Here is an 18,170-nt window from a genome sequence, read left to right as displayed (position 1 = left end):
GGGGAAAGGGGGCGAACCCTGCGGCTTGGGTTTTCCGGGGGGCCACCTGCACAGTGGACAACGCACCGAACAACCGGCAAGAACAACCGGCAAGAACAACCGTCAAGAAAGACCGGAGGCTTTATGAGCGGCGAACTGCGTATCGTCATCGGCAGCGATTTCCGCGGGTTCGCGTACAAGGAATCCCTCAAGGATTTCCTGGAGAGGGATCCGCGTGTGGCCTCCGTGCGGGACGTCGGCGTTCCCGAGGGCGCACGCACGGGTTATCCGCACATTGCGGTGGACGCCGCCGAGCTGGTCGCCAACGGCGAGGCCGACCGGGCGCTGCTGATCTGCGGCACCGGTCTCGGCATGGCTGTCAGCGCGGGCCTGGTCCCCGGCATCCGCGCCGTGACCGTGAACGACGCCTACCAGGTCGAGGGTGCCGTCCTGCTCAACAACGCCCAGGTGATCACCATGGGTCAGATGAGCGTCAGCCCGCACCACGCCCAGTCTCTGGTCGACCAGTGGCTCGACCTGCGCTACGACCCCGCGTCCGAGTGGGCGCCGCTGATGGACGCGATGGTCGACTACGAGGCCGCGTACGCGGAGAAGGCCGGCGGCAGCACCGGCCCGCGTGGCCAGGCCGTGGCCTGTGGAGTGCCCAACCCCGCCTGACCACCCGTCCTTTGAGGAGCACCGTCCGTCCCTCATCCCCATTCCCTGACACACGCAGACACACGCAGACACACGCAAGGAGAACTCCATGTCCGTCTCCAAGGTCCTCATCCTCGCGGGCGACGCCACCGAGGACCTCGAGCTCTTCTACGGACTGCAGCGCCTGACCGAAGAGGGGTACGGGGTCACCGTCGCCGCCCCCCGAGCGAAGGTGCTCAGGCTCGTCGCGCACGACTTCGACGGTACGTACGAAGGCACGTACACCGAGCACCCCGGCAGGTCCTGGCCCGCCGACACCGCCTTTGCCCACGTCGATCCCGATGAGTACGCCGGACTCTTCCTGCCCGGCGGCCGCGCACCCGAGTACCTGCGTCACAACCCGGACTTCCAGCGGATCGTGCGGCACTTCTTCGCCGCCGGAAAGCCTGTCGCCCACACCTGCCACGCCTCCATCGCCCTGGCGCCGCTCGGTGTCCTCAAGGGCCGTGTGACCACCACCTTCCCGGGCGTCGCGCCCGAGGTCGTCCTCGGCGGGGGCACCTTCGTCGACGACGCTCCCGTCGTCGACGGAAATCTGGTCTCCGTGCGGGACTGGTCGGAGAACGCCCCCCTGCTGCGCGAGTTCATCCGCCTGCTGCGGGAGCACGCGCAGGCCGCTGCCTGATGCGCTGCTTCGACTGCGCCCGGCACGGCGGCGAGGAGGCGGCGGTGGCGGTGTGCCACGAGTGCGGCGCGGGTGCGTGCCCCACGCACGCCTCCGCCGTGCCGCGCCTCGTTCACCGCGCGGCGGGTCTGGGGCAGGTCTCCTCGCCCGTCCCGGCCCGCCGCATGATCTGCCGGGCCTGCCGCATCGCGCACCAGGCCGTCTGAGCGGCAATCTCCTTCATACGGCAATCTCCTTCATACGGCAATCTCCTTCATACAAGGACATCCAGCGACCCATGCACACGCATGACGTCACGAAGCCAGCGGAGTCTGAATGATCTACATCACCGTCAAGTTCACCGTCCGTCCCGAGCGCGCCGACGACTGGCTCGAACTGGTCGACGGCTTCACCCGGGCGACCCGCAGCGAGCCGGGCAACCTCTTCTTCGAGTGGTCCCGCTCGGTCGACGACCCTCACCAGTTCATCCTCGTGGAGGCGTTCCGCGACGCGGACGCGGGCCGGGAGCACGTCGAATCGGAGCACTTCAGGGTGGCCATGGAAGACATGTCGTACGCCATCGCCACCCGGCCGCAGATCGTCTCCGCCGAGATTCCCGGCATGGACGGCTGGGGCGAGATGGGCGAGACGGCTCCCCGCGAGGCGTGACGCCGGTCCGGACGCCGACGTCACCAGGCCCCGCCGCCCGGCCGCCCGCACCCGTGAGATACGACTGGGGGTGGAACATGTAACGGGAAACGAATGTGGGACACAGACAGGGGGGACTCGGCCGTGCGTCCGGTCACCATCGTCACAGGCGGCAGTCGCGGCATCGGCGCGGCAACCTGCCTCAGGCTCGCGGCCGACGGCCACGACCTCGCCCTCGGGTACGTCGGCAACCGCGCCGCCGCCGAGGAGGCCGCCGATGCCGTACGCGCCGCCGGGGCGCGCTGCGTCACCGTGCAGGGGGACACGTCCGACGAGGCCGCCGTGGAGCGGCTGTTCGACGTCGCCCGCGCGGAACTCGGCCCGGTCACCGGGCTGGTCAACAACGCCGCCGTCACCGGCCCGCTCGGCCGGCTCGCCGACGCCCGCACCGAGGACATCCGCCGCGTGCTCGACGTCAACGTCCTCGGCGTGCTGCTCTGCTGCCGCCGGGCCGCCCGGGACATGGCGGCGAGCGGCGGCGGCGCCATCGTCAACATCTCCTCCGGCGCCGCCACCCTCGGCAGCCCCGGCGAGTACGTCCACTACGCCGCGACCAAGGCGGCCGTCGACACCCTGACCCTCGGCCTGTCCAAGGAGCTCGGCCCGGACGGCATCAGGGTCAACGCCGTCGCCCCCGGGGCCGTCACCACCGACATGCACGCCGCCATGGGCGACCCGGGGCGCGCGGCCAGGGTCGGGGCGCAGACCCCGCTCGGGCGGCCCGGCGCGCCCGCCGAGATCGCCGCCGCCGTCGCCTGGCTGCTGTCGGCCGACGCCTCGTACACCACCGGCGCCGTCCTGCGCGTCGCCGGCGGACGGTGAAGGCGCCCGCCCCATGACCACGACCGGCGCACCCGACGCACCGGGCACACCCGACGCACCAGGCGCACCCGGCACCACCGGCGCACCCGGCACGCCCGAAGCCGGACGCCGCATCCTCGCCGACCTCACCCCGCTGCGCACCTCCGCCGACTACCGGCGGCTGTGGCTCGGCAACACCGTCTCCTGGATCGGCCAGGGCATGACCACCCTGGCGATCTCGCTCCAGGTGTACGACATCACGCACTCGACCTTCTCCGTGGGACTCGTCGGGCTCTTCTCCCTCGTCCCGCTGATCGTCTTCGGTCTGTACGGCGGGGCCGTCGCCGACACCGTCGACCGGCGCAGGCTCGGCCTGTTCAGCGCGACCGGCTCGGCGGCGCTGTCCGCCGCCCTCGCCGCCGCCGCGTTCGCCGGCTTCCACCGTGTGTGGTTCCTCTACGGAATCGTCGCCCTGCAAGCCGTGTGCGCCGCGCTCAACGCGCCCGCCCGCAGCGCGATGATCCCGCGGCTGCTGCCGCCCGGGCAGCTGCCCGCCGCCAACGCCCTCAACTCCATGACCACGACGTCCGGGATGCTGATCGGCCCCATGCTCGGTGGCCTGATCGTCGGCTACGCGGGCTACCAGACGGCGTACACCATCGACGCCGTCGCCTTCGGGGCCTCGCTCTACGCCATGTGGCGGCTGCCGTCGATGCTGCCGGACCGGGACCGTACGACGGCGAAACGCGCGTCCGTCCTCGACGGGCTGCGCTTCCTCGCCACCCGCCCCAACATCCGCATGACGTTCTTCTCCGACTTCTGCGCGATGATCCTGGCCCATCCGCGGGCGCTCTTCCCGGCCGTCGCCGTGCTCTGGTACGGCGGCGATGCGCGCACCACCGGGCTTCTCGTCGCCGCGCCCGCCGTCGGGGCGCTGCTCGGCGGGGTGTTCTCCGGCTGGCTGGGGCGGATCAGGCGGCACGGGGCGGCGATCCTGCTCGCCGTCGCCTCCTGGGGAACGGCGATCGCCGTCTTCGGGCTGACCCGCAACCTCTGGCTCGGGCTGTTCTTCCTCGCCCTCGCGGGCTGCGCGGACACCGTCTCCATGGTGTTCCGGAACACCATGCTCCAGGCGGCCGCTCCGGACGAGATGCGCGGGCGGCTGCAAGGCGTGTTCATCGTCGTGGTCGCGGGAGGGCCGCGCCTCGGCGACTTCCTCGCGGGCTCGGTCGCCGAACTCACATCACCCGCCGTCGCCGTCACCGGCGGCGGAGTCGCCTGTGTGGTGGCGGTCGGCCTTCTCACCCTGCGCGGAAGGGGGTTCGTACGGTACGACGCCCGCGAGCCGACCCCGTGATCGCCGCGGCACCCCCGTGACCGGGGCATCCCGGCCAACGGAACATGACTGGCAGATAGCCGCCATGGCACGAACCCGCCAACCTTTGGTCGCCCCAAGCGACTTGTGAGCGCTCACACTCTTCGCAACACCCGGACCCACCCCTTCGCCGGGTGTACGAGGAGAGACATCCATGACCAGAGCGTCCGCGAGACGCAGAGCCCGGCTCCTTGCGGCCGGGCTCTCCCTCGTACTGCTCCCGGCCGGACAGGCCCTCGCCGCCGACTCGCCCGACAGCGGCGCCCATCCCATGGACGCGGCCCACACGGCCGACGCGGCCGACGCGGCCCACACGGCCGCCGGGACGCACACCGTCACTCTCATCACCGGTGACAAGGTCACCGTCACCGACCTCGGCGGTGGCAGGAAGGCCGTCGACGTCGAGCGGCCCAAGGGCGCCACCGGCGCCGTGCGCAGCGGAATCTCGAACGGCCGGATCACCGTCGTACCCGACGAGGCGCGGCCCTACCTCGACTCCGGGGTCCTCGACGAGCGTCTCTTCGACGTCACCGGCCTCATCGAGCAGAACGTCGGTGCGCGCATCCCGCTCATCGTCACGTACGCCAAGGGCGCCCGCGCCGCCGCCCCGCGCGGCGCGGACACCGTGCGCTCCCTGCCGAGCATCGGCGGCGCCGCGATGACCGCCGAGCCCGGCACCCTCTGGGAGGCCGTCAGCGCCTCCGGAGCGGCCACCCGCAGTGCCTTCTCCGGCGGTATCGGGAAGATCTGGCTCGACGGCCGCGTGCGCGCCGACATGGCCGAGTCCAACGCCCAGATAGGCACCCCCGCGGCCTGGGAGGCCGGGCTCACCGGCAAGGGCGTCAAGGTCGCCGTCCTCGACACCGGCGTGGACGCCGGCCACCCCGACCTCGCGGGCCGCGTCAGCGAGTCGAAGAGCTTCATCGAGGGCCAGGAGGTCGCCGACCGCCAGGGCCACGGCACGCACGTCGCCTCCACCGTCGGCGGCAGCGGTGCCGGCTCCGACGGCAAGGAGAAGGGCGTCGCGCCCGGCGCCGACCTCGCCATCGGCAAGGTCCTCGACGACGACGGCTTCGGCAGCGACTCGCAGATCATCGCCGGCATGGAGTGGGCCGCGAAGGACATCGACGCCAAGATCGTGTCGATGAGCCTCGGTTCGCGGGAGGCGAGCGACGGCACCGACCCGATGGCCCAGGCCGTCAACGCCCTGTCCGCCCAGACCGGCGCCCTCTTCGTCATCGCCGCGGGCAACTCCGGCGCCCCCGGCTCCATCGGCTCGCCCGGCGCCGCCGACTCCGCGCTGACGATCGGCGCCGTCGACTCCGCCGACGAGGCCGCGTACTTCACCAGCCAGGGCCCGCGCTACCGCGACCAGGCCCTCAAGCCGGACCTCTCCGCGCCCGGCGTGGACATCCTCGCCGCCCGCTCCCGACTGACCGTGGGCGAGGGCCTCTACACCTCGATGAGCGGCACGTCGATGGCCACCCCGCACGTCGCGGGCGTCGCCGCACTCCTGGCCGAGCAGCACCCCGACTGGACCGGCGCCCAGCTCAAGGACGCGCTGATGTCGTCGTCGAAGCCGCTCGACGCGTCCCCGTACGCGCTCGGCGCCGGCCGTGTCGACGTACCGGCCGCGACCCGCGCCACGGTCACCGCCACCGGCTCAGCCGACCTCGGCTTCTACAGCTGGCCCTACGAGGCCAACAAGCCGGTCGCCAAGGCCGTCACGTACACCAACCACACCGACGCGCCCGTCACGCTGACGCTCGCCGTCGAGGGCGTGACCGCCGGGGTCGCCTCACTCGCCGACACCACGCTCACCGTGCCCGCGCACGGCACCGCGCGGACGACGGTCACCGGTGACGGCAGCAAGGCGGCCGTCGGCAACAACGGCGGCCGGATCACCGCCACCGCGGCCGACGGCAGGGTCGCCGCCCGCACCGCGCTCGGCCTGGTCAAGGAGGAGGAGCGGTACACCCTCACGGTCCACGTCAAGGACCGCGACGGCGCCCCGACGCCCGCCTACCTGGGTGTCCAGCGGCTCGCCGAGGGCGAGGACCCGTTCCCCGAGACGGTCGGCGAGTCCGGCACGCTGGAGCTGCGCCTGAAGCCCGGCACGTACACGCTCGACACCTTCCTCGACGTACGCGGCAGCAAGGGCCAGGATTCCCTCGGCCTCGGCTTCCTCACCGAGCCGGAGATCACCCTCGACCGCGACCGCACCGTCACGCTCGACGGGCGGAAGCTGCGCGAGATCCGTGCCGAGGTGGACAAGCGCACCGAGACCCGCCAGCTGCTGATGGAGTTCGACCGCTCGGCGAACGGCGCCCACTACGGCGGCGCCGTGCAGGTCCCGATGATGTACGACTCGGTCTTCGCCGCGCCCACGCGCAAGCCTGCCACCGGCACCTTCGAGTACCGGACCGTCTGGCGCCTCGGCAAGCCGATGGTGGACGCGAGCGTCGGCGGCACCCGGATCTCCGACGCCACCCCGCAGTCCGGCACGGCCCTGCTCGACGGCACGTTCCGGCTCGGCGTCGTGGACGCGGGCACCGGAGACGCTGCCGCCTACCAGGGCAAGGACGTGCGCGGCAAGGCCGTCCTCGTCCGCCACACCGGTGCCGTACCGCCGGTGGAGCTCGCCCAGAACGCCCAGGACGCGGGCGCCAAGGTCCTCTTCGTCACCGACGCCGAGTCCGGCCGGCTGATGAAGTGGTTCGGCACGGCGGAATGGGAGAACCGGCCGCTGGCCGTCGCCACCGTCAACTCCGCGGACGCGGCGCTGCTCTCGTATGCGGCGGCCCGCGGCAAGCGGCTCGACCTGGACGCCACGCGCTACACGCCGTACACCTACGACCTCTCCGAGGGGCACCCGGGCGCGATCGGCCACGATCTCGTCTTCCGCCCGGACAACGACGAACTCGCCACCGTCCGCTCCACGTTCCACATGCCGACGGCCCGGAAGGAGGAGGGCGGCGAATTCCGCTACTCGATCACCGACACCTTCCCGATCGGCTTCGGATTCAAGGAGCGGATCGCGTTCCCCGTCGAGCGCACCGAGTACGTCTCGACCGGCCCCGGCCAGCTCTGGCACGAATCCGTCGACCTCGCCGACTCGCTGGAGGAGCGCGGCGGCCTCATCCCCTACCGGGGCGGCAGCCGGGTGGACCGCGACTGGTTCAAGCCGGTCTGGCACCCGTGGCTCGGCACCGGCCTCGGCTGGGGACAGCAGCGGGCCGGCAACAACCTCCAGTTCAACACCCCCGGCTGGGGCGACTCGGGTCCGGACCACACCGGCTTCGGCAATGTGTGGAGCGACGACTCGATGACCCAGTTCACCGAGGTGTACGTGAACGGGGAGCAGGTCGACCGCAGGATGAGCTCGGGCGCCTACGCCTGGGACGCCCCGGCGGAGGAGGCCGGGTACCGCGTCGTCACGGACACGACCCTGGAGCCGGAGCGGTGGCGGCTGTCCACCCGCGGCCACGCCGAGTGGACCTTCCGCTCGAAGGAGACCTCGTCGGACCGGTACACCGTCCTGCCGATGCTGAACCTCGGCTTCGACGTCGACACCGACCTCACCGGCAACGTCCGCGCCGGGCACAAGCTCGACGTCGGCGTCTTCTCCGAGTACGTGAAGGGCGCGGAGAGCACCGGGAGGATCACGGGCGGCACGCTGGAGGTGTCGTACGACGACGGGAAGACCTGGTCGAAGGTCCGGCTCGACGATGTCCGCGGAAAGTCCGCCGCGTGGGAGGCGGCCCTGTGGGTACCGGCGAACGCGAAGTTCATCTCGCTGCGGGCCTCGGCGTCCGACAACCGGGGCGGCTCGGTGAAGCAGGAGATCATCCGGGCGGTCGGCGTGAAGTGACACGCTGACCGATCCCCGGAGCAGCGGCCCGGTACGGCGAAGCGGAGCCGTACCGGGCCGGCCCATGCCCGTCAGCGCCTGGTGTCGAAAGACCACATATGGGTGCAGCCCGGGCACTGGAGATGGACCACGGTCCCCTTGCTGGAGATCAGATAGCGCCAGTGGTCACGGCAGTTGCGCGCGTCGGCGCAGTCGGTGCAGTCCCGTGCGTCGTCGCAGGACGGGCAGTCCACCCAGGCGCGGCGGGCGATGTCCGCCTGCGGATCAATGGGCAGCCGCACGGCCGGGCTCCCCTCCGGGAAGGACCCCCGCCGCGACGAGCATGTCGTACGTGCGCTGCTGGTCGGCGTCGAGACCGGAGTAGAGCAGCGCGTACGCCGCCTCCTCGTCCCGCAGCGCGGCCATCGGATCCCAGTCGGGACCGAGCGCCGCGACGACCTCGGCGCGCCGACGGGCCTCCTCGAAGGTGAGGTCGATCGCGAAGGGTATGAGGCCGGGCCGGCTTTCCTGGTCCATGGGGCGAGACTTCCGGTGGTGCGTGCGGGGGAACTGCCACGTGTACCAGAGGGCCGCCGCGCCGGGGAAGGCAGACCTAAGTCGTTGTGACGGACCTCATGGATGCCCCGCCCCGCCGCCGGCGGGCGGTACGACGCCCCGTACGACCCCCAGCTCCACCAGGTCCTGCGGCCGCACCCGCAGCTGGTCCGCGGTCGCGGCGGCATCGGACGGGGCGCGCTTGAGGATCGCCGCGGCGAGCTCCGGCGCGATCACCGAGAAGTAACTGTCCGGCGTGGCCCAGGTGTTGCCAGGGGCGGCCAGTGCCAGCGCTCCGCCCGAACCGCCCTCCCCGATCACCAGCGTCGTCACCGGCACCCGCGCCTGCGCCACCGCCGCGAACGCCTCGGCGATCGCCGCGCCGGCGCCGTCCCGCTCGGCCTCGGCGTCGTTCGCGGCGCCCGGCGTGTCGACGAGCGTCAGCACGGGGATCCCCAGCCGGTCCGCGAGCCGCACCAGCCGCGCGGCCGTGCGATAGCCGGCGGGCCGCGTCGCCGTGCCCGCCTGCGCCGCGTACGCGACGCTCCGCCGGTCGTGCACCCCGAAGCCGCACAGCATCCCGGGGTCGGCACCGCCGCACCGGTCGCCGTGGACGGGGAGCCGCTCGTCGAAGTACGCGTCGAGATACGCGCCCGCCCGGGGGCGCGCGGCCGAACGCGCCCGCAGGACGGCGTCCCAGCCGGTGGGCGCGGCGCCCGGCGTGGAGCCGAGGGCGTGGGGAGGGGGCGCGGGGGCGAGGGCGTGGGGAGGGGGCGCGGGGTCGGCGGTGCCGCCGGCACCTGCGGCGCCTCCGGTGAGGAGGGCCAGCCACAGGGACACGGTGTCGCGCAGCTCCTCCGGCTCGACGACCGCGTCGATCTGGCCCGCGGCGAGCTGGCCCTCTGCCGTGTACGCGGACGGGTCGGCGTCCGGCGGGCGGACCCGGGACCCCGCGAAGCCGATCTGCGCGCCCGGCAGCGCGAGGACCACGTCCGCACCCGCGCCGAGGGTGGCCCAGCCGCCGCCCGTCGTGGGGTCGCGCACCACCGCGAGCTGAGGGACCCCGGCCGCGCGCAGCAGGGCCGAGGCCCCGGCCACCCGGTGCAGCTGGCTGAGCGCGACCATGCCCTCCTGCATCCGGCTGCCACCGGTCGCGATCAGCGACACCAGCGGCAGCCGCCCGGTGCGCGCGTACCCGTACGCCGCCGCCAGCCGGTCCCCGGTCCGCTCGCCCAGCGACCCGCCCATGAAGCGGAACTCGAACGACACGACCACCGCCCGTCGCCCCCCGATCCGCGCGGCGCCCCAGACGACCGACTCCTCCTCCCCGCTGCGGGACCACGCCCGCGCCCGTGAGGCGTCGTACCCGTCCCACCCGATGGGGCCGTCGACCCGGTCGGCGGCCCGGGGCGGGCGGGCCCCGGCCGCCGGCGCCGGCGGCGTCTCCTCGAAGTCCTCCGCGATCAGCGCGATCGCCTCGCGCGCGGTCAGGCCGTCAGACATCGCCCCGTCCGTCCGCCAGCGCCCGCTTCATGACCTTGCCCATGTCGTTGCGGGGCAGCTCCGCCAGGAAGCGGACCGTACGCGGGCGTTTGTGCGGGGCGAGCAGGCCCCCCACATGGTCCGCCAGTTCCGCCGCCGACGGCGGACGCTCCGGGTCCGCCGGCACCACCCACGCCACCACCCGCTCGCCCAGATCCGGGTCCGGCTCCCCGGTCACCGCCGCCTCGCGCACAGCGGTGTGCTCCAGCAGCGCGTTCTCGATCTCGCCCGCACCGATCTTGTAGCCGCCGCTCTTGATCAGATCCGTCGCCTTGCGGCCCACGATCCGTACGGAGCCGTCCGCGTCCCGGACCGCCATGTCCCCCGTGCGGAACCAGTCCCCGTCGAACGCCGCCGCCGTCGCGTCCGGCCGGTTCAGATACTCCGTGAAGAGACTCGGACCGCGCACCTGGATCTCGCCGACCGTCTCGCCGTCCCACTGCGCGATCTCCGCGCCGTCCTCCTCGACCAGCCGCAGCCCGACCCCCGGCAGGGGCGGACCGACCGAGCCGGGACGCGGCTCCCCGTCCACGCGGATGCCGGCGGGGGTCCGGGGGGCCACCCTCACAGAGCACAGCATCAGCGTCTCGGTCATCCCGTACCGCTCGACGACCCGCCGCCCGGTCGCCGCCGCGATCCGCTCGTGGTCATGGACCGGCAGCGCCGCCGAGCCCGAGACCAGCAGCCGCGCCCCCGCGAGCGCCTGCGCCAACTCCCGGTCGTCCGACGCCGCTTCGGCCAGCCGGTGGTACATCGTCGGCACCCCGAACAGCATCGTGCCGCCCGCCCCCAGCTCCCGCGCCACGCCCTCGGCCGAGAACCTCCCCAGATGCCGGACCGCACCGCCCCGCCGCAGCGGCCCGAGCACACCGAGGATCAGCCCGTGCACATGGAACAGCGGCAGGGCGTGGACGAGCACGTCGTCCTCCGTCCACGCCCACGCCTCCGCCAGCGCGTCCAGCGTCGCCGCGATCGCCCGCCGGGGCAGCACGGCGCCCTTCGGCGGGCCCGTCGTACCGGAGGTGTAGACGATCAGCGCGGGCGCGGCGGGTCCCGGCTCGGGCGGCAGTGCGCCGATCCCGGTCCCCGCGACGGGGATGTCCAGGCGCGTCAACCCGTCCAGCGCCCGCGGCAGTTCGTCGCCTGACGCCGCGAGGACCAGTGACGGCGCGCTGTCCCCGACGATGTGGGCCAGCTCCCGCTCGCCGGTCCTCGGGTTCAGCGGCACCGCGGGCACCCCGGCGAGCAGTGCGGCGACCACGCCCACGGCCGTCTCCAGCGTCGGGGTCGCCCATACCGCGACCCGTCCCGTCCCCGCGGCCCGTCCCGTCCCCGCGATCCGGCCCGCCAGCGACCCGGCCGCCGCGGCGAGCCCGCCGTACGACAGCGCACGGTCCCCGAAGCACACCGCGGGCCGGACAGCGGCCCTGTCGGCCGCGGTCAGGGCCGGGAAGAGAGCACTCACTCGTCGTCCTCCTAAGTCACGCGTGCACAGGGCTGTTCATCCTCGCCCGCAGCCAGCACCATTCTCCCCACTACTCGCTACTCGTGCGTAACAAACGCTGAGGGGGACGCCGCCGTGGCCGTACCGCGCGTAAGACCGATCGTGCTCTTCGCCGCCCTTGCCATGCTCCTCGTCACCTTCCTCGCCCCACCGGCCCAGGCCCGGGAACGGGCCGCCCGCATCCCCGTCGTCCTCGTCCACGGCTACAACGCCGACCCCGGTGTCTGGGGCAGCCTCCGCGACGACCTCAAGGCCGACGGCTACACCGACGCGGAGCTCTTCTCCTGGGGCTACGACACCGACCAGTCCGTCAACGAGACCCTCTCCGGCCGCTTCGCCGCCTACGTCGACGAGGTCCGCCGCCAGACCGGCGCCGACCGCGTCGACATCGTCGCCCACTCCTTCGGCAGCCTCGTGACCCGCTGGTACGTGAAGTTCGGCGGCGGCACCGGCACGGTCGCCCACTGGGTCTCCCTCGGCGGCCCCAACCACGGCACCTCCGTCGCCTGGGCCTGCGCCCTGTGGGACCAGGCGTGCCGCGACATGACCCCCGGCTCGTACGTCCAGACGAATCTCGCGGCGGGCGACGAGACCCCGGGCGCGGTGGGCTACGCGACCTGGTGGTCCAACTGCGACGACATGATCAACCCGGACAGCAGCGTCCCGCTCACCGGCGCCGCCAACAACGCCGCGGGCTGCCTCGACCACAACGCCCTGCTCGGCGACGACGCCGTGTCAGCGGGCGTCCGCGCCTTCCTGCGCGGATAGCGGCCGGCCCTCGCCGCCCGGGCGGATGTTCCGCATCCGCCCGTACGCGTACACACAGCCCGCCAGCGCCAGGTCCGACAGCAGCATGAAGCCGATCGAGTACGAGCCCTTCGCGCTGAACACCGCACCCATCACCAGCGGCGGCACGAACCCGCCGAGCCCGCCCGCCGCGCCGACGATGCCGGTCACACTGCCCACCTGCGGCTGCGGAGTCACCTGCGCGACCAGCGCGAAGATGCTGCCGCTCGCCGTGCCGAGCCCCGCCGCCATGCACAGCAGCGCGAGCGTGCCGCCCGGGACGAGCGGCGGGTCGAACGCCTGGACGACCGCCCACAGCGCCACGAAACCGAGCGCCGCGGCCGTCACCAGGGCCGGGTGGATCCGGTCCGACAGCCAGCCGCCGATCGGCCGGAAGACGACGGTGAGCAGCGCGAACCCGGCCGCCTTCGTGCCCGCGTCCGTCGGCGACAGCTCGTACCAGGTCTTCAGATACGTCGGCAGGTACACCCCGAACGCCACGATCCCGCCGAAACCGATCGCGTACAGCGCACACAGCTCCCACGTCACCCGCAGCCGCCCGGCCTGCCCCAGCCGGGACGCCAGTGACGCCGTGGGCACCGGCCGGTCGGGGCGGTCCCGCAGCAGCACCGCGGCCACCACCGCATAGGCGGCCAGTGCGGCCGCGACGACATAGAAGGGCAGTTCAGCGCCCCGCTGGGCGATCCGCGGCGTGAGGTACCCGGACAGCGCCACGCCGCCCATGCCCATCCCGAACACACCGATCGCGAAGCCCCGGTGGGCGGGCGGGAACCAGGAGTTGACCAGCGGAACGCCGATCGCGAACGTCGTACCGCCGAGCCCGAGCAGAAAGCCCACCGCGAGCATCGCGGCGTACGAGTTCCTCGCCGGGATCAGCAGCAGCACCGGCACGATCGTCAACGCGGACACCAGCGGGAACATCAGCCGTGCGCCGTACCGGTCGGTGAGCGCGCCCGCCGGGATCCTGCCGAGCGAACCCACCAGCACCGGCACCGCCACGAGCAGCGACTGCTGGAAGGAGCTGAGCCCGAGCCGGTCCTTGAAGTCGCTCGACAGCGGCGCGATCAGATCCCACGCCCAGAAGGTCAGCGCGAAGCCGATCGTGGCCAGGGCCAGATTGACATACGCGGTGGCGGAGGGCCTGCCGGACTTGTCGGTTGCTTCCACGAGCCCAGTCAAGGCGGGCGGGTCGGGCGGGGCGCGCGGTGCTGGGCCGTACGGTGTACCGGACCTCCGGGGCGCCTGGCCTAGGGCGTGTTTCGAAAGTCCCGCCTGGCCCACGACGCCTGGCACGCACGCTCGCTGCGTTGTCGGAGTCGTCCAAGTACGTCCAGTACGAGAACGACCCTCCGCCTTGCGATCGCACGCACCAGACGCCGTGGGCCCCGCCCTGCGGGCGGACGGCGCCACTTTCGAAACACGCCCTAGGCCCTGTCGTCGAAGTCCCGCCTGCCCCGCGACGCCTGGCACGGCACTCCGCCGTAGCCCTTCGGGCACGGGAGGTGCCCCCACGCTGCGTTGTCGAATCGTCCGGGTAGCCCACTACGAGGACGACTCTCCGCCTTGCGATGCACCGCACCAGCCGCCGCTGGGCCCGCCCTGCGGACGGACGGCGCTACTTCGACGACAGAGCCTAGGGCAGGGGCAGGGCGACCTTCACCGCGTACACGGCCACCAGGCCGAACCCGACGCGGAACGTCCAGGCCCGCGCCCGCGCACCGATCCGCGCCCCCGTGAACCCGCTCGCCGCGACGAGCAACTGCTGCCACACGAGCGAGGCGGCGAACACCCCGGCCACGAACACGGTGCCCGCGGCCCCGCCGCGGAGCGCGGCGCCCTGGGCGGTGGTGAGCGCGGCGAAGTACAGCGCGGTGGTGGGGTTGACGAGGGTCAGCGCGGCGAACCGGGCGAACGTCCGCGCGGGGCCGCCGGTGTCCCCGGCGGTGTCCCCGCCGGGGGCCGCCGGGCCGTCAGCTGCGCCGGCCTCCGCGCCGGCGCTCCGTGACGCCCACAGTCCGCGCAGCGCGATCACCATCAGGACCGCCGCCGACACCAGCCGCACCCACGCCTCGACGCCGGACAGCGCGGAGGCGACGAGCGGGCCGAGCGCGGTCGCGACCGCGGCGTAAGCGAGGTCGACGACGGCGACGGCGGCCGCCGCGGCGATCGCGTTGCGGCGGTCCCGCATGCCCTCCTGGATCAGCAGGACCCCCATCGCCCCGAGCGGCATCGCCACCCCCAGCCCGGCGGCGGCACCGGCGACCGCGGTCGTCCACATCTCGCTCATGCGGACACTCTTGGGGGTGAGCCGGGCGGGGTGCGAGCGAATTTTCCGTGCGGACGGGCTGGGGGTGGTGTGCGGTGTTGTCCGGTGTCGGGTGGGCGCCCGGGGTTTTTGTCCTCAGGCGCCGGACGGGCTTGGGGTGTGTCCGGTGGGTGGTGCGGTTCGGGGCCCCTCCGGGCTCGACTCCTCGGAGGCGGCGGCGTACAGGTTTTGTCGGGTTGCGAGCCTGGTGCCTGCCGCCGTCTCCTGCGGGGCCGACCCTGCACGGCCCCGCCCCGGCGCCGCCCGCCGGGCGCGGGTGAGTGGGTGGTTGTCGCACCCGCGGGTCGTTGCTCGTCTGCGGGCCGGTGGGTGGTTTGTGCCCACCCGTCCCGCCCCAGCGGGACGACTGCCCACAACCGTGAGGTGGCCGCCTGGCTTGTGGGCAGGCGTTCCGCAGGGCGGAACGGGTGGGCACAACCCGACCACCGGGGTCGGCCATGGCCGGTGACCTGGCCCGGGGGGCGCGGAGGGGTCGGGTTCGGGACACTCAAGCGTGATTTGTGGCGCGCGCCGAAATCCCGGACGACTACACGCTTCCGGGTGGGCGCGCGACGTACGGGGGTCCGGGGGTTTCCCCCGGAAAAGCACAGCATGCCGTCCCGAACACGAGCCCCGCAGCACCACCCGGACGGCAACCACCCGCCACCGGACAACCCCAACACCCCAGCCCGTCCGGCGCCTGAGGACAAAAACCCCGGGTGCCAACCCGACACCGAGCAGCGTCAGAGCCGCGCCTCCCACGTCAACGGCGGGACGGACACCGCGCCCCCCTCCGTCGTCACCGTGAGACGCAGCGCCGCGCGGCCGTCCGGCAGCGTCGCCGTCGCGTCGACCGACACGTCGACGCCCGTCACCCCCGCCCCCCGGTGCGCCGCGGCAAGCGCGCCGCGCAGCGCGGCCAGCAGCCGCGAGCCCTGCGGCTCGCGCACCAGCGCGTCGACGGCGCCGGTGAAGTGGACCGACGGCTGGAAGCCGAGCAGCGCCGCCGCTCCGCCCGTCTCCCTCAGCACCCGCCCCCGGAACGTCGTCGGCGCGTCCGCCGGCGGCTGCTGAAGGGCGAAGATCGCCGTGCGGACCTCCTGGATCGTGGAGTCCAGCTCGTCCACCGCACGCCCCAGCAGCGCGTCATCGGCGGCGGACGTGGCCGCAGACGCAGACGTGGCCGCCGACGCCGACGTAGCCGTAGCCGTAGCCGTAGCCGTAGCCGTAGCCGTAGCCGTAGCCGCCGACGCCGCCCGCCTCCGCGTCGACTCCAGCATCATCTCCGTCGCGAACAGCCGCTGCACCACCAAATCGTGCAGATCGCGGGCGATCCGGTCGCGGTCCTCGTAGACCGCGAGCCGCTCCCGGTTGTGCTGCGCGTCGGCGAGGACCAGCGCGAGCGCGGCCTGCGAGGCGAACTGCGTGGCCAGCAGCCGCTCCACAGCGGAGTACGGGCGCCCGCCGCGCCGCCGCGGCAGGGCGAGCGTGCCGATGAGCTTCCCGCCGCTCTGCAACGGCAGCATCATCGAGGGGCCGAAGCGATGCCGTACGCGCGTCGTCATCCGCGGGTCCGTCGCCGAGTCCTCGATGAAGACCGGTTCGCCGCCGAGGAGTTGGACGAGCACGCCCGAGCCGGGTTCGATCGTCGTACCGACGAGGTCCGCGGGGTCGCCGAGCGTCGACGCGGCGACGATCTCCATCCCGCCCTCCCCGGTGGGCTGGAGCACCACCCCGGCCGACGCCTCCGCGAGCATCCGCGCCCGTTCGGCGACGGTCATCAGCGCGTCCGTGGCGGCCTCCCGGGTGAGCAGTGCCGTCGTCACCGCGGCCGCACCCTCGATCCAGCGTTCACGCTGCCGGGCGGTCTCGTGCAGCCGCGCGTTGGAGATCGCGATGCCCGCCTGGGAGCCGAGGATCCGCAGCAGCGCCAGGTCGTCGCCGGTGAAGGGGCCGGACGGTTTGTCCGCGAGGCAGAGATGGCCGAACACCTCGGTGTGCACATGGATGGGCACCCCGAGAGGACGGTGCATCCCGGGATCGGGGCTGCCGCTGGTGAAGCGCTCGGTGGCCCTGCCCCGTTCGGGGTCGACGACGGCCAGCGCTCCGTACCGCGCGCCGGTCAGTTCGGTCGCCCGGTCGACGATGTGCTGGAGCGCGGTGTGCAGTTCCGGTGCGGTGCCGACGCTCAGCACGGCCTCCAGCACCGTGTCGAGCAGCACTGTGTCGAGCAGCGCAGGCACCGCAGGCAGCGCCGGCCGTTCCGTCAGTGTCGACGGGACGTGCCGCTCCCTGGTCGTCCCGGGCGGCATCGCCCGGCTCAGGCGGTGAGCGGGTCGAGGACCATCGGCTGGACGTTGCCCTCCAGCATCGCTCCGAGCCCGAGCACGGCGCACACGTCGGGCCGTTCGGCGATGTGCACCGGCATGCCGGTGGCGTCCCGGAGCATCTGGTCGAAGCCCGGCAGCAGCGCGCTGCCGCCGACCATCATGATGCCCCGGTCGGCGAGGTCGGCGACCAGGTCGGGCGGGCATTCGCGCAGGATCTTCCCGATGCCGTCGAGTACGGCGGTGAGCGGGGTGTGGATGGCGTCGCGCACGGCGGCGGTGGCGACCTTGACGGAGCGTGGGAGGCCGGTGGCCACGTCACGGCCGTGGATCTCGGTGGAGTCGGGGCCCTGGAGGGTGAGGCCGTTCTCGCTGAGCGCGAGCTGAAGCGGGCGTACCGACTGGCTGGGCAGCATCAGCGCGTGCTGGTGGCGCAGGTGCTGGATGACGGCGTGGTCGACCGCCTCGCCGCCGACGGGGATCCGTACGGCGGTGACGATCGAGCCGAGGGAGAGGACGGCGACCTGGGTGCTGGCCGCACCGCACACCATGATCATGGTGGCGGTGGGCTGCTCCACGGGGAGTCCGCAGCCGACGGCCGCGGCGATCAGCGTGTCGACGAGCTCGACGCGCCGGGCGCCGAGCCCGACCAGTGTCTCCACGGTGGCGCGTTGCGCGAGCGGATCGGACTCGTGCGGGGTGCAGGCGGCGGCGCGCAGCCTGGGCTTGCGGCGCAGCTGGCGGCGGAGCTTCTCGCCGAGGAGGTGGCGCAGCATGCGCTGGGCCATCTCGATGTCGACGACGGTGCCACCGGACACGGGGCGGACGACCCGGATGTAGTCGGGGGTGCGGCCCGTCATCTTCTGGGCGAACTCGCCGACGGCGATGAGCGCCCCGTTGCGCGTGTTGACGGCAGCCACGCTCGGCTCGTCGACGACGAGCCCGGCGCCCTTGACGAAGACCCGAGTCCTCGCGGCGCCCAGGTCGACGGCGACATGGCAGCGGCGCAACTGCTCCAGACTGACGGTCACAGCGGTCCTCCCGAGAGCGGTTCTTCTACGCATGGTGCGGCCGGGAGGCGCGGGGCGCTCGTTGA

Annotated in this window: 16 protein-coding genes; 8 read left to right on the top strand and 8 right to left on the bottom strand. The window is 73.2% G+C overall.

Annotated features, from left to right (window positions below):
• Positions 1-123: 123 nt before the first annotated feature.
• From KK483_RS10285 to KK483_RS10255, 7 genes are all read left to right on the top strand, one after another.
• The gene (locus KK483_RS10285; RefSeq protein ID WP_313878678.1) at positions 124-657 is read left to right on the top strand and encodes an RpiB/LacA/LacB family sugar-phosphate isomerase; all 534 of its coding nucleotides are present in this window, start codon (positions 124-126) and stop codon (positions 655-657) included.
• 88 nt (positions 658-745) lie between these two features.
• Positions 746-1,321 carry a DJ-1/PfpI family protein gene (locus KK483_RS10280; RefSeq protein WP_262004921.1) on the top strand — a complete coding sequence of 192 codons (576 nt, stop codon included), beginning with the start codon at positions 746-748 and terminating at the stop codon, positions 1,319-1,321.
• Positions 1,321-1,527: a DUF2180 family protein gene (locus tag KK483_RS10275; RefSeq protein WP_262004920.1), complete on the top strand. Its 207-nt coding sequence runs from the start codon at positions 1,321-1,323 to the stop codon at positions 1,525-1,527. The genes KK483_RS10280 and KK483_RS10275 overlap by 1 nt, the downstream gene beginning before the upstream one ends.
• A gap of 109 nt (positions 1,528-1,636) precedes the next feature.
• A complete protein-coding gene (locus KK483_RS10270; RefSeq protein WP_262004919.1) occupies positions 1,637-1,969 on the top strand; it encodes a putative quinol monooxygenase in 333 nt (110 codons plus the stop codon).
• A 93-nt stretch (positions 1,970-2,062) separates the two neighbouring features.
• Positions 2,063-2,830, top strand: coding sequence for an SDR family oxidoreductase (locus KK483_RS10265; RefSeq protein ID WP_262004918.1), 768 nt, complete (start codon positions 2,063-2,065; stop codon positions 2,828-2,830).
• A 13-nt stretch (positions 2,831-2,843) separates the two neighbouring features.
• Positions 2,844-4,166, top strand: coding sequence for an MFS transporter (locus tag KK483_RS10260; protein ID WP_262004917.1), 1,323 nt, complete (start codon positions 2,844-2,846; stop codon positions 4,164-4,166).
• Positions 4,167-4,338: 172 nt separating this feature from the next.
• Complete coding sequence (locus KK483_RS10255) at positions 4,339-8,055, top strand: S8 family serine peptidase (RefSeq protein WP_262004916.1); 3,717 nt, start codon at positions 4,339-4,341, stop codon at positions 8,053-8,055.
• Between the two features lie 71 nt (positions 8,056-8,126).
• Here KK483_RS10255 and KK483_RS10250 read toward each other — a convergent pair whose 3' ends face one another.
• The 4 genes from KK483_RS10250 to KK483_RS10235 all read right to left on the bottom strand — a co-directional run bounded on the left by KK483_RS10250 (position 8,127) and on the right by KK483_RS10235 (position 11,596).
• On the bottom strand, positions 8,127-8,336 hold the full coding sequence (locus tag KK483_RS10250) for a hypothetical protein (RefSeq protein ID WP_262004915.1): 210 nt from the start codon (positions 8,334-8,336) through the stop codon (positions 8,127-8,129).
• A complete protein-coding gene (locus KK483_RS10245; RefSeq protein WP_262004914.1) occupies positions 8,320-8,571 on the bottom strand; it encodes a DUF6400 family protein in 252 nt (83 codons plus the stop codon). The genes KK483_RS10250 and KK483_RS10245 overlap by 17 nt, the downstream gene beginning before the upstream one ends.
• Positions 8,572-8,667: 96 nt before the next feature.
• Positions 8,668-10,092, bottom strand: coding sequence for a carboxyl transferase domain-containing protein (locus tag KK483_RS10240; RefSeq protein WP_262004912.1), 1,425 nt, complete (start codon positions 10,090-10,092; stop codon positions 8,668-8,670).
• Complete coding sequence (locus KK483_RS10235) at positions 10,085-11,596, bottom strand: acyl-CoA synthetase (protein WP_262004911.1); 1,512 nt, start codon at positions 11,594-11,596, stop codon at positions 10,085-10,087. Before KK483_RS10235 ends, KK483_RS10240 begins: the two co-directional genes overlap by 8 nt.
• A gap of 114 nt (positions 11,597-11,710) precedes the next feature.
• On the opposite strand from KK483_RS10235, the gene KK483_RS10230 reads away from it, so the two are divergent.
• Positions 11,711-12,403, top strand: coding sequence for a triacylglycerol lipase (locus KK483_RS10230; RefSeq protein ID WP_262004910.1), 693 nt, complete (start codon positions 11,711-11,713; stop codon positions 12,401-12,403).
• Here KK483_RS10230 and KK483_RS10225 read toward each other — a convergent pair.
• From KK483_RS10225 to KK483_RS10210, 4 genes are all read right to left on the bottom strand, one after another.
• A complete protein-coding gene (locus tag KK483_RS10225) occupies positions 12,371-13,609 on the bottom strand; it encodes an MFS transporter (protein WP_262004909.1) in 1,239 nt (412 codons plus the stop codon). The genes KK483_RS10230 and KK483_RS10225 overlap by 33 nt on opposite strands.
• Positions 13,610-14,075: 466 nt before the next feature.
• Positions 14,076-14,729, bottom strand: coding sequence for a LysE family transporter (locus KK483_RS10220; protein WP_262004908.1), 654 nt, complete (start codon positions 14,727-14,729; stop codon positions 14,076-14,078).
• A 761-nt stretch (positions 14,730-15,490) separates the two neighbouring features.
• Positions 15,491-17,059: a GAF domain-containing protein gene (locus tag KK483_RS10215; RefSeq protein WP_313878668.1), complete on the bottom strand. Its 1,569-nt coding sequence runs from the start codon at positions 17,057-17,059 to the stop codon at positions 15,491-15,493.
• 8 nt (positions 17,060-17,067) lie between these two features.
• A complete protein-coding gene (locus KK483_RS10210) occupies positions 17,068-18,105 on the bottom strand; it encodes a rod shape-determining protein (RefSeq protein WP_262004907.1) in 1,038 nt (345 codons plus the stop codon).
• Between the last annotated feature and the right edge of the window lie 65 nt (positions 18,106-18,170).

This window comes from Streptomyces sp. FIT100, from assembly GCF_024584805.1.
Taxonomy (GTDB): Bacteria; Actinomycetota; Actinomycetes; order Streptomycetales; family Streptomycetaceae; genus Streptomyces.
The sequence above is the reverse complement of the archived record's forward strand: the minus strand, read 5'-3'. Positions and strand labels throughout refer to the sequence as shown.

Excerpts from the sequence above, each read along its gene's own strand:
- KK483_RS10220 (WP_262004908.1), bottom strand. The coding sequence starts at position 14,729 with ATGAGCGAGATGTGGACGACCGCGGTCGCCGGTGCCGCCGCCGGGCTG.
- KK483_RS10265 (WP_262004918.1), top strand. The coding sequence starts at position 2,063 with ATGTGGGACACAGACAGGGGGGACTCGGCCGTGCGTCCGGTCACCATC.
- KK483_RS10270 (WP_262004919.1), top strand. The coding sequence starts at position 1,637 with ATGATCTACATCACCGTCAAGTTCACCGTCCGTCCCGAGCGCGCCGAC.
- KK483_RS10280 (WP_262004921.1), top strand. The coding sequence starts at position 746 with ATGTCCGTCTCCAAGGTCCTCATCCTCGCGGGCGACGCCACCGAGGAC.
- KK483_RS10240 (WP_262004912.1), bottom strand. The coding sequence starts at position 10,092 with ATGTCTGACGGCCTGACCGCGCGCGAGGCGATCGCGCTGATCGCGGAG.
- KK483_RS10255 (WP_262004916.1), top strand. The coding sequence starts at position 4,339 with ATGACCAGAGCGTCCGCGAGACGCAGAGCCCGGCTCCTTGCGGCCGGG.
- KK483_RS10215 (WP_313878668.1), bottom strand. The coding sequence starts at position 17,059 with ATGCCGCCCGGGACGACCAGGGAGCGGCACGTCCCGTCGACACTGACG.
- KK483_RS10285 (WP_313878678.1), top strand. The coding sequence starts at position 124 with ATGAGCGGCGAACTGCGTATCGTCATCGGCAGCGATTTCCGCGGGTTC.
- KK483_RS10275 (WP_262004920.1), top strand. The coding sequence starts at position 1,321 with ATGCGCTGCTTCGACTGCGCCCGGCACGGCGGCGAGGAGGCGGCGGTG.
- KK483_RS10245 (WP_262004914.1), bottom strand. The coding sequence starts at position 8,571 with ATGGACCAGGAAAGCCGGCCCGGCCTCATACCCTTCGCGATCGACCTC.
- KK483_RS10260 (WP_262004917.1), top strand. The coding sequence starts at position 2,844 with ATGACCACGACCGGCGCACCCGACGCACCGGGCACACCCGACGCACCA.